A 15,168-nucleotide genomic window follows, 5' to 3' on the forward strand; every position below is an offset into this window, starting at 1 on the left:
GGATGAAATACAAAGTATTATTAATCGATGATGAGCCGAGCGCTCTGGAAGGGATGGAGATGTGGATCGATTGGCAGGAGCTGGGCTTCGAGCTGTGCGGAACCTGCGGCAACGGCCGGGAGGGGCTGCAGATGATGAAGCAGCTTCAGCCGGATCTGGTCATAACCGATATCCATATGCCGCTGATGAATGGTCTGGAGATGATCGGGGAATGGCGGCAGGAGGGGACGGATTCGACGAAGTTCGTCATTCTGAGCGGCTACAGTGAGTTTGAATACGCCCGCACGGCCATCAGCTACGGAATCAATCACTATCTGTTGAAGCCGGTCTTCCCGGAGGAAGCTGCCGAGGAGCTGCGGGAGATCCGCCTGGAGCTGGAGCAGGAGGCGAACCGCAGAAGAATCCATGAGACCGCTTCCGGGGAAGAGGCGGCAACCCTAATCAAGGGGCTGCTTCATGGCAAAAAGGGAGAACCCGAGCTTATGGAATGGCTGGAGACTCTGCCCGGCTTCAAGGAGAGTCCTTCGTGGAATATTTGCCTGATCCGGACGGTCCCGGAGCTGTACACAGAGGTACGGAGCCGCATAGTCTCCCTGCTGGCCGGATATCAGGCACTCGTGACGATCGATCTGGAAGCAGGGTTGCTCGGGATCGTGTACGGCATGACGGCAGGCAGCGGGGAAGACGGCGGAATAGCTGAAGTGCTGAATATCCTGCTGCGCGAGTACGGGAGAGGGAAGATTCACATCGCGCTGGGAACCCCGGAGGACTCCTTGTTGTCTATAGAGGGCAGTTATGGCCGGGCCAAAGAGACGTTGCTCCATTTCTTTTACGAGCCGGAGCAGGCAGGGGCGCTGGCTTACAGCGCGGTACAGGACAAGCCCTTCAGTTATCACTATGATCATATCGGGCTGATGGATGCCCTGCTGGACTGCGTGAATCTCCTGGACGCGGACGGCTACCGCGAGGCGCTGGAGGCGGCGGCCCGCAGCTTCCGGGAACAGCAGGTGGCGCCGGAGGTAGTACGCAAATTCGTAATCCACCTCATGTACCGGATATTCGCACTCGCACCCGGGGCAGAAGCCGCAGGCGAGGAGGGCGGAGTGGCCTCAGGTGTTGAGGTATCAGAGATTCAGCAGGCGATGACCCCGCTGAGCGGGCTGCTTAGCCGCTTATTGTCCTACGGCGGGAAGGCCATAGATCTGCTGGTGCAAGAGCAGAATTATAAATCGCATGGGATTGTCCGGGAGATCAACCAATACATCGGGGAGCATTATCAGGAGAGCCTGAGCATTCAGAAGCTGGCCGAGATCTTCTTCCTGCATCCGGTATACCTGGGGCAATTATTGATTAAGAAGAACGGGATGACCTTCAATGAGCAGCTGCATCATCTGCGGATTCAGGCTGCGGCTGAGCTCCTGCGCGGGAGCAGGCTGAAGCTCTCAGAGATTGCCGAACGTGTCGGTTATGCCAATTACGGACAGTTTCTGAAGCGGTTCGAGAAGGAGCTGCACATGGGCCCGAATGAGTACCGGCATGCCAAGTTCTAAAATTTTCGGGGGTACACCTTTAGTTCGGTCGTATTTTAGCGGACAGTTCACCTCTATAATTTACTTGTGTAAGTGCTTACAAATTAAAGACAAACACTATGGAGGTGCTTTATGGGGGGCAAGTCGAAAGTGACGTTTAAGTATTCCCTGGTTGCGCTGTTAACGCTTAGCTTCGCACTGTCAGGCTGCGGCGGGGGCAACGACAAGAATGCTGCTGCAACTGACAAAGCAAAGGCGACTACAGCAGCGGATTCTGCTTCAGCTAACACGGGAGGAAAGGTTGAACCGTTCAAGGTTAGCGCATTTATCGGAGTAGCCGGGCAACAGCCGACACCGGACAACAAGATCTACAAGAAGATCAAAGAGGAGACCGGTGCCAGCTTCGATATGGAATTCTTAGCAGGCGACATTAACCAGAAGCTGGGCGTTATGATTGCCGGTCAGGATTATCCGGATCTTATGACCGGGAGCACCAAGCTTACAGCAGCAGGGGCTTATATCCCGCTTGAAGACCTGATCGAAGAGCATGCGCCGAATTTGAAAGCGCATTATGCAGAATATTGGAACATGATGAAGGACCCGAATGACGGACATATTTATATTCTGCCTAACTACGGTGTATATAACGGTAAGGTCAACAGCTCATGGTATTCGGGACCGGCCTTCTGGATTCAAAAAGCAGTGCTTAAGGAATTCAATTATCCGAAGGTTAAGACACTGGATCAGTACTTTGACCTGATTGAGCAATATAAAGCAAAGTATCCGAAAATTGACGGAAGCCCGACCATCGGGTTCGAAATTCTGAACTATGACTGGAAAAACTGGGGCCTGTTCAACGCTCCGCAGCATCTGATCGGACATCCGAATGATGGCGGCGTAGTCGTGAAAGACGGCGTAGCCGAGGTATTTGCCAATAAGGATTATGCCAAGCAGTACTATAAGAAGCTGAATGAGATGAACGAGAAGGGCATTATCGATAAAGAAACCTTCGTGCAGAACTACGACCAGTATATGGCAAAGTTGTCCAGCGGAACCGTTCTGGGGATGTTCGACCAGCACTGGAACTTCAACGCTGCTGAGGATTCACTGACGACTCAGAATAAAATTGAACGCACTTATGTAGGTCTTCCGCTGGTATACGATGAGTCGACCAAAGACCACTACCGCGATCTTGCGGTGCTCAATCTTAACAATGGCTTCGGCATCAGCATTAATGCCAAAGATCCGGTGAAGATTATCAAGCTGCTCGACACCCTGATGGATGAGAAGTGGCAGAAGCTGTTCTCCTGGGGTGTAGAAGGCGAGGATTATATTGTTGAGAACGGCAGATTCATGAGAACCCAGAAGCAGCGTGATGATGCAGCCGATGCCACCTGGCAGCTGGCCAACAAGGCCAAATCATTATTCGAATATCTGCCTAAGACCGAAGGAAGCTACAGCGACGGCAACTCCACGGATGCTGCTGCACAGCCGGAAGAATACAAAGCAGGTCTGAAGCCGTACGATAAGGAAGTTCTGGATGCTTATGGCTTCAATTCCTACGTTGACTTCTTCAGCGATCCGCCGCCAAACCCTGTTTATTATCCTGCCTGGTCCATCGACCTGATTGAAGGCTCGGATGCCAAAATCGCCAGTACCAAGCTAAATGAGCTGCAGACCAAGTTCCTGCCGAAAGCCATTCTTGCCAAGCCGGCCGAATTCGATTCCGTATGGACCGATTATACGGAACAAATCGAGAAAGCCAATGTGAAGGCTTACGAAGACAAGATCAATGAGCAGATTAAGTGGAGAATTGAGAACTGGAGTAAATAATGTAAGGTCTGGTACCGGGTTTTAGAAGGTGGAAGGCCGGGTGACGGCCTTCCGCCTTACATTAATTTGATGGAGTAGGAGACAACGAATATGGATGAGACCTTAGAAATAGATACTGGCGTCCGGCGTCCGAAGAAGAACAAGAGGAAAAAGCAGCCGATTACCTGGCGTGTGATTAAGAATCAGAATCAGCTGATCTGGATGTCTGTGCCTTTAATGCTCTACATTATCCTTTTTGCCTACGTTCCTGTGTGGGGCTGGACCATGGCGTTCCAGAACTACAGACCGGCCAAGTCCTTCGGCGAGCAGGAATGGGTGGGACTGAAGCAGTTCAAGTTTTTGTTCACCGATGATAACTTCATTCGTGTCCTGCGCAATACGCTGGCCATGGGGGTTATCAATCTGATCCTCGGCTTCGTTACAGCCATCGTGCTGGCCCTGCTGCTTAACGAGATTAAGAAAGTATTCTGGAAAAGAACCGTGCAGACGATCTCTTATCTGCCCCATTTCCTGTCGTGGATTATCGTTACCGGTATTGTGGCGACCTCGCTGTCCATCAATGACGGGATTGTAAATATCGTTCTGATGAAGCTGCATCTGATTAAAGAGCCGATTCTGTGGCTCAGTGAAGGCAAATATTTCTGGGGAATCGTAGGGGCTTCACATGTGTGGAAGGAAGTAGGCTGGAATACCATTATTTATCTGGCAGCCATCGCTTCCATTGACCCTGCCCTGTATGAGGCTGCAGAGATTGACGGTGCGAACCGTTATAAGAAAATGATGCACGTAACCCTGCCTGGCATCAAGGCAACCATTGTTATTCTGATGATTATGTCCATAGGACATGTGCTGGAAGCAGGCTTTGAAGTGCAATACCTGCTCGGCAACGGACTGGTAGTAGACTGGGCCGAAACGATAGATATTTTCGTGCTTAAATACGGACTTGCACAAGGGAATTATTCACTCGCAACCGCTGGCGGGATTTTCAAAACGGTGGTCAGCGTGACATTGCTGCTTATGGCTAACGGGATTTCCAAGCGGCTTGGGGAAGAGAGGTTGTTATAATGGCGGATAACCGGCAGATTAGCCCTGGGCACAAAGCAGGCTTTACGGCGAAAAGAAATCTGGGCACCGGCAGACTTGAACCGTTTTTGTTCACTTCCTTCAATACGGTCTTCATGGTCTGTCTGGTGGTTGTGACTTTATATCCATTTATCAATACGATTGCTGTTTCATTTAATGAAGGGAATGATACGATCCGCGGCGGTATTTATTTATGGCCAAGAGAATGGACCGTTCAGAATTATAAAGCGATCTTTGCCACCGGAACGATTTTTGATGCTTTCCTGATTTCAGTGGCACGTACAGTGATTTCTACATTGCTTAATATTTTTCTGACCACCATGCTGGCGTATACCTTAAGCCGCAGGGAGTACGTATTCCGTAAGTTTATTACTGTAGTCTTCGTGCTGACGATGTATTTCAGCGCAGGTCTGATCCCGAACTACTTCCTGATTAAGGACCTGGGCCTGCTGAACAGCTTCTGGGTCTATGTTATTCCATCGATGATCAGCGCGTTCAACATGATCGTCATCCGCACTTACATCGGGACTATACCGGAGAGTCTGATGGAATCGGCCAGAATCGACGGGGCCGGGGATTTCAAAATATTCATGCGGGTGGTCTTCCCGCTCTGTAAGCCGGTGCTGGCGACCATTGCACTGTTCGTGGCGGTCGGAGCCTGGAATGCCTGGTTCGACGCTTTCATCTACACCTCCTCCAAGCAGCATCTGAGTACACTGCAGTATGAGCTGATGAAGCTGCTGTCTTCAACGATGAACTCTAACGGGAATCCTACCGTAACCAACGGGGTGGGGATGGATCAGAATTCAGCACGGGCGATGGTCACGCCGATTTCAATCCGGGCAGCTATCACCGTGGTCGCCTCTGTACCTATACTGCTGGTGTATCCGTTCATGCAGAAGTATTTCGTAGTGGGCCTCAATGTCGGCAGTGTGAAAGAATAAGCGTTCAGAGCGAATAGACTTATGTATGCAAAATAGCAAAACGGGTGCAGTCCTACCAGGGGCCGCACCCGTTTTTGTGCTATGATTCTGCGTCTCTTGAATAATCTCATAGAGCCCCGAGCATCCTTATAATGCTCTGCTCTTCCAAGGACTTAGCAATCGTTTTGAAAAAAATGATGACACAGCGTAAGAAATACCTTATTATTTAAAGAGATTTTTAATGAAACAGATTTTAAATAATTATAGTACAATAAGTCCTGAAGTTCAGAGAGTACGTTCAGGCAGTCTGTAAGGGAGGGCTTCATATTCTTTCGCTGAGTCAGGTTAGCAAGAGCTTCACTCTGAAGGACGGCCCTTATACGGCTGTCGATCAGGTATCGCTTGAAGTCCAGGCGGGTGCCATTCACGGTATTATTGGCACCAGCGGCGCGGGGAAGTCCACGCTACTGCGGCTGATCAATCTGCTGGAACGGCCCGATAAGGGAACGGTTACGGTTGACGGGCAACGGCTTACGGAGCTGCCGGACAAGGAGCTGCGCCGGCAGCGGCAGAGAATCGGTATGATCTTTCAGCATTTCAATCTGATCGGCAATGCCACTGTCAGCCGGAATGTGGCGATCTCTCTGGAACTTGCCGGAGTGCCGCGTGCAGGGCGGATGAAGCGGGTGGAGGAATGTCTGCAATTCGTCGGCCTTGCGGATAAGGCCGGGCAATATCCGGCCCAGCTCAGCGGCGGACAGCGCCAGCGGGTAGCGATTGCCCGCGCACTGGCGAATAGTCCGAAGCTGCTGCTGTGCGATGAGCCGACATCTGCGCTTGATCCGGGCACCACGGCGGATATTCTGGAGGTGCTGCGCCATATCAATGCTTCCCTGGGCGTAACCATCGTGATCGTTACCCATGAGCTGGACGTTGTGCGGAGCATCTGTTCTGAGGTATCCGTCATGGAGGGCGGACGGATCGTAGATTCCTTCTCCCGCGGCGAGGGCGGCTTCCTTCCGCCGGCAACGCATTCAGGCTCCTTCCGGGAGCGGATCACCGGCAGAACGGGGGAGGCCCATGTTTGAGAGTATGCTGAAATACCAGGATCAGATGTGGCAGTCTATCGGCGAGACCTTTGTCATGGTCGGCATTGCCATAGGCGCTGCACTGCTGGTGGGGCTTCCTCTGGGGACACTGCTGTATTTTTGCCGCAAAGGCCAGTTGTATGAGAATAGAGGGCTGTCTCTGGTGCTGAACAGCATTGTCAATGTCATACGTTCGTTTCCGTTCCTGCTGCTGGTGGTGGCGCTGATTCCGTTCACGCGGCTGGTCGTAGGTACGTCGATTGGCACACTGGCGGCCACGGTGCCGCTGTCCATCGTTGCCATTGCTTATTACTCACGGCTGGTAGAGCAATCACTGCTGGAGGTTCCTCGGGGAACGATTGAAGCGGCATTGTCGATGGGGGCATCGAAGCCGGGAATGATTTTCAAGTTTCTATATGTAGAGGCCCGTTCGGGGCTGGTGCTGGGACTCACGGCGTCTACGATCAGCTTCATTTCTTTTTCAACCGTAATGGGGGTTGTCGGCGGCGGCGGGGTGGGCGATTTCGCCATCCGTTACGGGTATCAGCGCTTCGAGACCGAGGTGATGATCTACGCCATTCTCGTGATGATTGTGCTGGTGCAGCTCATCCAGTTCACGGGAAGCACGATAGCCAGACTGCTGGACAAACGCTAGAATACTATACAATAATGGGGGCTTGAGAGATATCATGAAGAGAACAGGAAGAAGAATGACCACCACGTTTGCACTGGTACTGCTTGTATTGACGCTTGCACTTGCAGGCTGCGGCAACAGCAAAGAAGCGGAAGAGACACCGGCGGCAACCAGCACCGGGCCTGTGAAGATCAAGGTAGCCTCGCTGATTCCGCCAATGACGGATATCCTCGACATCGTGAAGCCGATTCTGAAGGAAGAAGGCGTAGATATGGAGGTTGTCGTGCTGTCTGATAATGTGCAGCCGAACGAAGCACTGGTGAACAAAGAGGTGGATGCGAACTTCTTCCAGCATGTCCCGTACATGGAACAGTTCAATGCCAGCAAAGGGGCAAAGCTGGTGCCGGTTCAGCCTGTATATGATGCCATCTACGGCGGGTACTCCAAACGCTTCAAGAATATTGCTGATCTGCCCGAGGGAGCAACGCTCGTGATGGCGAATGATCCTTCCAATATTGGACGCTCGCTGCAAATGTTCGCAGATGCCGGGTTGATCACGCTGAAGGATGGGGTAGGAATTCAGGCTACCCAAGCTGACATTACTGCCAATCCGAAGAACTATAAGTTCGAGGAAGTCGATCTGCTGATGCTGGCCCGGATGCTGGATGATGCCGATCTGGTAGCGATGACGCCGGCCTATGCCAGCCCGCTGGGCCTGACTCCGAAGAAGGATGCGCTGATCACCGAGCGTGAAGATTCCGCCTTCACCATCACCCTCGTTGCCCGTGAGGACAACAAGGATTCCGAGGCCATCCAGAAGCTGGCGAAGGCGATCAGCGGCCCGGAAGTGAAGAAGTTCCTGGAGGATAATTACGCGGACATCGCGCTGCCTGCATTTAAATAGAAGAGAAACGGCCTTCTCTTGGGAGAGAGGGCCGTTTTTTGTTGCGCAGGAAGCACATTGCTCCTGCTTGATACATCAATGATTCCCTAATTTACCGTAGAGCGTTAACGGGATACGCCACCTCATATTGCGCTGCTTCAATCCAGGTCCCTGTAGTGAAGTCCCGTCCCCGCACGAGCACTTTATCAGCATAGACTTCTATATAATAGCCCTGGCTGCCGCTCTTGTGCTCATCCGCATCCGTCCAGAGGTAGGCTACAGAAGCTGCATTGAACATCGTGGCGGTCTGTCCGTTGCCTGGATACATCGTATTGCCGACCTCCAGCTCCCAGTGGGTATGCCCGGTGAACAGCAGGGTCTGCGGGTGCCGCGACAGAATAGTGCGCAGCTCCTGATCCTGAGTGACTCCGTACCATTCCTGAGACTCCAGCGAACCGGCTACCGTATCCTTCAGCGGCTGGTGCAGGAAGAGGAAGACGGGCTGATCCTGCGCGGAAGCTGCCGCCTGTTCCCCAAGCTTCCGGTCCAGCCACTGGAGCTGTCCGTCGGATAGATTGCAGAATGTCTGCAGGCCTTCCTCAGTACCCAGGAAGATGAAATGATACCCGCCGATCCAGTGATCATGATAAGGACCTGGCATCCCCATGCGGGAAGTATACATCGCAAGACGGGAATCCCAATGGCCGAGGCCGACGTCATGGTTGCCCAGAGTGTAACGAATCTGCGGCAGCGAAGCCTGATGCTGTTCAAGAATACGCTGGACCTCCTCATACTCCTCCGGGAATCCATTGTTCGTAATATCTCCAATATGCATGATGCCGCTGCTGCCCTGTGCGTGTAAGGCCAAATCCTGCAATGCCCGCCCGAAGTTCTGGTTGTACTCGTGTTCCGGATCGGCGGTGACATGGGTATCGGTGATAATCTGGAACGTCAGCAGCGGTTCAGTAACGCCGGGTATGGAAGATGTATTCATAGCAAGCGAAGCCTCCTTGAAATATTTTATAATCGTTAGGCTAATGCCCCTTCGGCCTTCATCGTGCCATCCTTCGTACGCCAAGCTCTGCATAAGAGGACACGATACAATCTGCATCCTGCAAAAGAGTCCCGGCAGCCCGTGTGTCTGCCGCCGCAATAACCCGGTTTGCCGCCGCCTGCCAGTCCCCGCCCGCATTTGCGGCCGGTCCTGCCGCCGCAGCTGAAGCCGCCAGCCCGGCGGTAATTCCGCCGGCAATCCCAATGGCAGCCGCAGCGCCCGCTGCCTTCGCCATCCGCATATCTCCGTTCGTATCGCCGATCACGGCGGCTTCAGCCGGAGATACCCCGAGCCGCTGGCAGGCCAGCAGCGCCATGTCGGGGAAGGGCTTGCCCCGCTCTACCTGATCGGTGCCGATCACGGCGGTGAAATACTGGCGGATGCCCAGCCAGCGCAGATGACTCTCGGCTGCCGCCGTTTCATCGGCAGTCACTACGGCCAGAGGTATGCCCTGGGCTTCGCAAGCGTCCAGAAAGGGCACCAGCCCGGGAAGAGGACGGACCGGACGGCTCTGCTCCAGCATCGCATCCGCTGCATTCCGGCAGGAGTCCACCAGTTCGACCGCTCCGGCCCAGGATAGGCCGAGAGAATAACCCTGCCAGGACGCAATGGCATACAGATCGCTCATCGTACCCATGGCGAGTGGACCGTTACGGTCGTAATCGGTGATCTTCCCTGCGGCATCATGAACTGTTCCCAGCAGGGAGGCCCGGTGCTGCTCAGGGAAGCTCAGTCCGTGCTGCTCAAGCTTGCGGGCGAACTGGTCCAGGAAGCACTCGCCCCAGCTCCCCCAGAGGGATACGAACTGTAGTAAGGTTCCATCCTTGTCGAACAGGATGGCCGATACGGGATAGTTCCCTTGCGGAGTGTTAAGCTCAATCACGCAGCGTCCCCCTTTATTAATAGAAATTTGTTCAGCAATTCTATTTCAGTTTATCCAGTGCCGCCTGAGCCGTCTGCTGTGCTTCCTTCAGCGCCTCGGCTGCCGGAATATTCTCAATCTGCACCTTATCCGCAGCGATGGTCAAGGCATCGTTGATCTTGCCGCCGGTCGGGTCCTGGAACGGAGCGGAAGCATGAGCCGCCTGCTGCAATGGAATATTGATCTGCGGGTTGCTCTCACTGAAGGCGACGAATGCCGGATCTTCCAGCGCAGACTGTCGGACGCTAATATATCCGGTGTGGATGGACCAGAAGGCCGTATTCTCGGAGCTTGTGAAGTAGGTCAGCCATTTCATCGCTGCCTGCTTCTCAGCGTCTCCGGCTTTGGCAGGAATACCGGCCATACTCGCCCCGGCGACAGGTTTGCCTTCGCCGGCTCCGGCCCAGCCCGGTTGCTCCATAGCGGAGACGACGCTGAAATCAAGGTCGCCCTGATCGCCGCTCGAACCGGTGTATCCGGCCGCCTGGCCTTTCATCACATCGTCAATGGTCTTGTACCAGTACTCCCAGCCTTGTCCGCCCGAATGAATGCGCATCGTCTTGTCCTCATGAATTGCTTTGCGGAAGAACTCCCAGGTGTCGATCCACTCCGGGGAATCAATCGTGACCTGGGTGCCGTCCTCACTAAGAATACTGCCTCCTTTGCTGAGAGCGGCATCAATCATATTGCCGGAGCCCCACATCGGTTCCCAGCCGTAGAAGGTGGTTTTGCCGCCTTCGGAGACGGTCATCTTTTTCGCGGCCGCAGCGAGGTCTTCCCAGGTCTTAATCTGGTTGGCGTCTATACCGCTTTTCGCAAAAGCATCCTTACGGTAGTACATCACCTGGGTCGATCCATACATCGGGAGGAAATACTGCTTGCCGTCCACCTGGCCCTGGTTCAGGAAGGTCTGGACGAAATCCTCTTTGTTGAAGTCCGGCTGCCCGGCAATCAGCTCATCCATCGGGGCGTAATAACCCTTGCGCGCCCAATCTATATTGGAGGAGAGGACCGCCGCCGGGACCTGCCCGGAAGCAATCGCTGCCTGAAGCTTCTGTTCGGTCTCTGTATAATCCCCCTGCACGATCCCCTTGACGATGACCTCCTGCTGGGAGGCGTTGAATTTCTGAATGAGCGATTCCATATTTTCACCCAGCTTGCCGCCGAGCCCATACCAGAATTCAATCGTGACCGGTGCGCCTCCTGCCGGAGCAGCATTGGCAGCAGGGACTGCGGCGGCTGCGCCGTCCGCAGTGGATGCATTGCCGGGAGCGGCATTTCCGCCGCAAGCGGTGAGCACGGAAAGTCCGGCGATCAGGGATGCTACAGATAACCTTTTGAATACGTTCATCATCATTCTCCTCTTGGATATTGAAGTTTAGGGATTAGCCTTTGCTTGAGCCTGCGGTCATGTTGACACTTTGCATTATCGTTTTCTGCGCCAGCAGGAAGACTAGCAGCAGCGGGGCAATCGTGAAGGCGCTGGCGGCCATGATGAGCGGCCATTTCAGTCCGTAAGCACCTCCTTCCACGAAGAAGCTGCGCAGACCGGCCGAGACCAGTTGCAAGCTGGGCTCCTTCGTAATGAGCATCGGCCAGAAGTAATTGTTGTACTGGTCAATGAAGGTAATCAGCGCCAGTACGGCGAATGAGGATCTTGTGACCGGCACAAGGATCGTCCATAGAATCCGCATATGCGAGGCACCGTCCACTTCACCGGCCTCCACCAGCTCATGCGAGACTTGAAGGAAGGCCTGCCTAATCAGGAAGATCGAGAAGATACTCACACAGTTGGAGAGAATCAGGCCCGCATAGGAGTTCAGCAAGTGCAGCTCAGAGAGGACCAGGTATCCGGGCAGGTAGACTGCCGTTGCAGGAACCATATAACCGAACAGAATCACTCCGGCAAAAACGCCCTTCAGGCGGAATTTCATATGCGTCAGCGCATAAGCCATCATCCCGGAATTGATCGATTGCAGGATGACAATGGAGACAGCGACGAAGATACTGTTACCCATATATCTGGCGAACGGCGCTTCGTTCCAGGCTGCGGCGAAATTGCCCCACAGCGGCACCTCAGGCCAGAGCGTGGGCGGGGAACGCCAGATTTCATCATTGGTCTTGAGGGCACTCGTAACCATCCAATAGAACGGGAAGGCCATCAGAAGAGCAAGCGCGGCGAAAAAAATCTGGCGGACCAGCCCGCTGATACGTGTGAATATAGACAAGCGGTGAGACCTCCTTAGGAGTGCATGGGATAGCTTCTATTGATAATGAGTGGTCCGCTTGCTGATCCCGAAGGAGAGGACAGACAGCAGCATGCAGATCAAGACCAGGACGACAGCTACAGAAGAAGCCTCTCCGATCTGGAACGATTCGAAGGCGGACTGATAATACAGATAGAGCAGAGTGCGGGTAGAGCCGGACGGGCCGCCCTGGGTCAGCACATTAATCTGGTCATAGGCCTGAAGCGCCGAGACTAGCTGCACCACGAATAAGAAAAGAGTAGTCGGCGAGATCAGCGGCCATGTAATCCGCAGGAACTTCTGCACCGGACTTGCCCCGTCCAGTTCCCCGGCTTCCAGCAGGTCGGAAGGCACATTGCGCAGCGCCACCAGATAGAAGATCATTGCCCAGCCGACCGACTTCCAGATCGTGACCAGCAGGACGCCGGTTAATGCCCATTTGGGGTCCTGCAGCCAGCCGATGGAGTCCAGACCGAAGAAGTTCAGCACCGCATTGGCAAGTCCGGCTTCAGGCTGATAAATCCAGGACCAGACGATAGACACAGCGACGGTCGGTGTCACCCAAGGCGAGAATAGCAGGATCTGATAGAGGGCTGAGCCCTTCAGCTTTCTGTTCATGAGGAGGGCCAGACCCAGTCCGAGCAGGATCACCGGTAGCACACTGCCGAGGCAGAAGAGAACGGTCACCCTCAGCGCTTTGTAAAAAGCCGGGTTGCCCAGCAGATCGGTATAGTTCTGCCAGCCGACAAAGGTTTTCTCCGGGCTCATGAAATCCCATTCCGTGAAGCTGAGATACAGCACATACAGCAGCGGCGTGAGCCAGAACACGGCGAACGGGATCATGGCCGGCAGAGTGAACAGCACGGGCTTCAAGCCGCTGAATAACTTTGAACGTGTCATTTTCGTCCATATTCTCCATTTCCTCCACATTGGTTGATGCGGTATAATGCAGAGGACAGCTCCTCTGTTCAAAAAAAATTGTACACTCATGAGGCAGGCTTGTGGTTAAGCGGGTGTAAAGCCCGTTCGGATTTTCTGTAAAATTTGTAGGATGATTGCCGTAAAGCTGCGGTATTGTGTAAGGTAGAGAGAACGATTCTATGTGAAAATGAGGTGCCACCTGATGAAGCAGGCCGCATTCGGCGAGGAAAATCTGCACCGTTCGCCCCGGGAGCAGCTGCTCGGCCCGGTGATCGATGCCATAGCACAGACCATGGATTTATATGGAGCGAATTATTCCTTCGGGCAGCTGTATGGGGTGATGTTCTTCGAGGACAAGCCGATGACGCTGGAGGAAATGAAGCAGGTCATGAATATGAGTAAAAGCAATATGAGCTACGGAGTCCGCTCCCTGATCGCCTCCCGGATGGTCACGAAGCTTCCCGAGAAGCGCGAGAGGAAGGAGCTGTACGCAGCGGAGACCGACTTCTTCGAGGCCTTCCGGAACTTCTTCACCCTGAAGCTTCAGCGGGAGATCGATATGATGCAGGAAGCGATGGGAGCCGGGGTCCCGGGCCTCCAGGCACTGGCCCATGCAGCAGACACACCCGAAGAGGAGCGGCAGGCCTGCCTCAGAGATCTGGAGAAGCTGAAGCATGCGGCCGAGTACTATGCCTGGCTGCAGCGGTTCGTGTCGGGGCTTGCGGAGGGGGCGATATTCGGCGGCGGGCTGCCGGGAGGAGAGAAGACGGAGTAGCTGATTGGCGCGAATGGGACTTAGCTGATGTTAACGCTGTTAATTCATCCTTCTGAACTCAGATTTATACCATTTAGTAATATATTGGAGTGATTATGTTATAGAATGAGGATAGTAGAAGGCAATTACATATTCGGGCAGATGCCGCCGGACCGGCGGCATATCTATTTTTGGGGAAGAAGGGACGAGACGGGATGAAATCGAAAGAAAAAGCTAACCCGGTGTACGTGGTGGGAATAGCGCTCTTATTTGTGTATTTATTTTGGGGAGGCACCTATGTCGGCATGAAGATTGCCATCGAGACGATGCCGCCTTTTCTGATGGCAGGGGTCCGCTTTTTCACGGCAGGTGTGGTCCTGTACCTCATTGCCAGAGTAAGCGGAGCGAAGCGTCCGGCCGGGCGTGAATGGCGTGCCTCTGCGATTGTCGGCGCCTTGCTGCTGCTTGGGGGCAACGGGGTTGTGGCCTGGGCAGAGCAAAGAGTCTCTTCCTCCATCGCTTCGCTCATCGTGGCGGCAGTGCCTGTCTGGATGATGCTGATGGGCTGGCTTGGGCGCGGCGGCAAACGGCCGAATACCGGAGTTATCGCAGGAATCGTTCTTGGACTGCTCGGTATCGCCGTACTGGTCTTCCAGCCGGGGAAGGGAGAGACGGGGACCGCTACCGATCTGATCGGAATTATTACCGTGCTGGCAGCTTCCATAAGCTGGGCAGCAGGGTCCATGTATTCCCGAAGCGCGACCATGCCGGGTTCACCCTTGATGGCGACAGCGGCGCAGATGCTAACGGGAGGCGCGCTGCTGGTGATTTTCTCTTATTTTACCGGCGACTGGTCCACACTTCATATCTCTGGCATTTCTATGCGCTCGTACCTGGCTCTGGCCTACCTGATCACCTTCGGCTCCATTGTCGGCTACACAGCCTATATCTGGCTGCTTAAGAATGCTGACGCTACCCTCGTCTCCACATATGCCTTCGTTAATCCGGTAGTCGCTGTGCTGCTTGGCTGGCTGCTGGTAGGCGAACAGCTTACCCTGAACACCCTGATCGCAGCCGTGATCATTATCGGGGCTGTGGTTTTGGTAACTCTTTTCCGAAGTAAGCCACAGCCGGCGGCTACTCAAGCAGCGCTTGATATACAACCGCAGCAGCGGCCGTTACACTAATAGTAAGGACGTATCAACAGCCGGTACTCTAACAGAGCATCCGGCTTTTTGGTATGCCTTTACCCCATGTGCATGCAGCCCTTCGACCGACGAGCATTGGCTAGACCTTCC

The 15,168-nt window shown here is 54.0% G+C and carries 14 protein-coding genes; 9 read left to right on the forward strand and 5 right to left on the reverse strand.

The window, feature by feature from the left end; genetic code table 11:
• The first annotated feature begins 2 nt into the window (after positions 1-2).
• The 7 genes from MKY96_RS01490 (at position 3) to MKY96_RS01520 (ending at position 7,994) form a co-directional block, all read left to right on the forward strand.
• Positions 3-1,550: a response regulator transcription factor gene (locus MKY96_RS01490; protein WP_340938100.1), complete on the forward strand. Its 1,548-nt coding sequence runs from the start codon at positions 3-5 to the stop codon at positions 1,548-1,550.
• Between the two features lie 111 nt (positions 1,551-1,661).
• Positions 1,662-3,362 carry a sugar ABC transporter substrate-binding protein gene (locus MKY96_RS01495; protein WP_340938101.1) on the forward strand — a complete coding sequence of 567 codons (1,701 nt, stop codon included), beginning with the start codon at positions 1,662-1,664 and terminating at the stop codon, positions 3,360-3,362.
• A 90-nt stretch (positions 3,363-3,452) separates the two neighbouring features.
• Positions 3,453-4,427, forward strand: a complete 975-nt coding sequence (locus MKY96_RS01500) for an ABC transporter permease (RefSeq protein WP_076081983.1) — start codon at positions 3,453-3,455, stop codon at positions 4,425-4,427.
• Positions 4,427-5,389: a carbohydrate ABC transporter permease gene (locus tag MKY96_RS01505; RefSeq protein WP_340938102.1), complete on the forward strand. Its 963-nt coding sequence runs from the start codon at positions 4,427-4,429 to the stop codon at positions 5,387-5,389. The genes MKY96_RS01500 and MKY96_RS01505 overlap by 1 nt, the downstream gene beginning before the upstream one ends.
• A 305-nt stretch (positions 5,390-5,694) precedes the next feature.
• On the forward strand, positions 5,695-6,456 hold the full coding sequence (locus MKY96_RS01510) for a methionine ABC transporter ATP-binding protein (protein WP_340944412.1): 762 nt from the start codon (positions 5,695-5,697) through the stop codon (positions 6,454-6,456).
• Entirely contained in the window at positions 6,449-7,111 is a 663-nt protein-coding gene (locus tag MKY96_RS01515; RefSeq protein WP_340938103.1) for a methionine ABC transporter permease, read from the forward strand. Before MKY96_RS01510 ends, MKY96_RS01515 begins: the two co-directional genes overlap by 8 nt.
• Positions 7,112-7,166: 55 nt before the next feature.
• Positions 7,167-7,994 carry a MetQ/NlpA family ABC transporter substrate-binding protein gene (locus MKY96_RS01520; RefSeq protein WP_445671462.1) on the forward strand — a complete coding sequence of 276 codons (828 nt, stop codon included), beginning with the start codon at positions 7,167-7,169 and terminating at the stop codon, positions 7,992-7,994.
• A 91-nt stretch (positions 7,995-8,085) separates the two neighbouring features.
• Here the strand turns inward: MKY96_RS01520 and MKY96_RS01525 are convergent, their stop codons facing one another.
• The 5 genes from MKY96_RS01525 to MKY96_RS01545 are packed head-to-tail and all read right to left on the reverse strand — an operon-like array spanning position 8,086 to position 13,095.
• Positions 8,086-8,967 (reverse strand): metallophosphoesterase family protein, encoded by an 882-nt coding sequence (locus MKY96_RS01525; protein WP_340938105.1) that lies wholly within the window; start codon positions 8,965-8,967, stop codon positions 8,086-8,088.
• 58 nt (positions 8,968-9,025) lie between these two features.
• Positions 9,026-9,910, reverse strand: a complete 885-nt coding sequence (locus tag MKY96_RS01530) for an HAD family hydrolase (protein ID WP_340938106.1) — start codon at positions 9,908-9,910, stop codon at positions 9,026-9,028.
• A gap of 40 nt (positions 9,911-9,950) precedes the next feature.
• Positions 9,951-11,300: an ABC transporter substrate-binding protein gene (locus MKY96_RS01535; protein ID WP_340938108.1), complete on the reverse strand. Its 1,350-nt coding sequence runs from the start codon at positions 11,298-11,300 to the stop codon at positions 9,951-9,953.
• Between the two features lie 34 nt (positions 11,301-11,334).
• A complete protein-coding gene (locus MKY96_RS01540; protein WP_340938110.1) occupies positions 11,335-12,177 on the reverse strand; it encodes a carbohydrate ABC transporter permease in 843 nt (280 codons plus the stop codon).
• A 36-nt stretch (positions 12,178-12,213) separates the two neighbouring features.
• A complete protein-coding gene (locus MKY96_RS01545) occupies positions 12,214-13,095 on the reverse strand; it encodes a carbohydrate ABC transporter permease (protein WP_340938111.1) in 882 nt (293 codons plus the stop codon).
• A 223-nt stretch (positions 13,096-13,318) separates the two neighbouring features.
• On the opposite strand from MKY96_RS01545, the gene MKY96_RS01550 reads away from it, so the two are divergent.
• Both MKY96_RS01550 and MKY96_RS01555 read left to right on the forward strand, forming a co-directional pair.
• The gene (locus tag MKY96_RS01550; protein WP_340938113.1) at positions 13,319-13,891 is read left to right on the forward strand and encodes a GbsR/MarR family transcriptional regulator; all 573 of its coding nucleotides are present in this window, start codon (positions 13,319-13,321) and stop codon (positions 13,889-13,891) included.
• Positions 13,892-14,085: 194 nt separating this feature from the next.
• Positions 14,086-15,057 (forward strand): EamA family transporter, encoded by a 972-nt coding sequence (locus MKY96_RS01555; RefSeq protein WP_340938115.1) that lies wholly within the window; start codon positions 14,086-14,088, stop codon positions 15,055-15,057.
• Positions 15,058-15,168: the final 111 nt, after the last annotated feature.

This window comes from Paenibacillus sp. FSL R7-0302, assembly GCF_038006885.1.
GTDB lineage: Bacteria > Bacillota > Bacilli > Paenibacillales > Paenibacillaceae > Paenibacillus_AQ.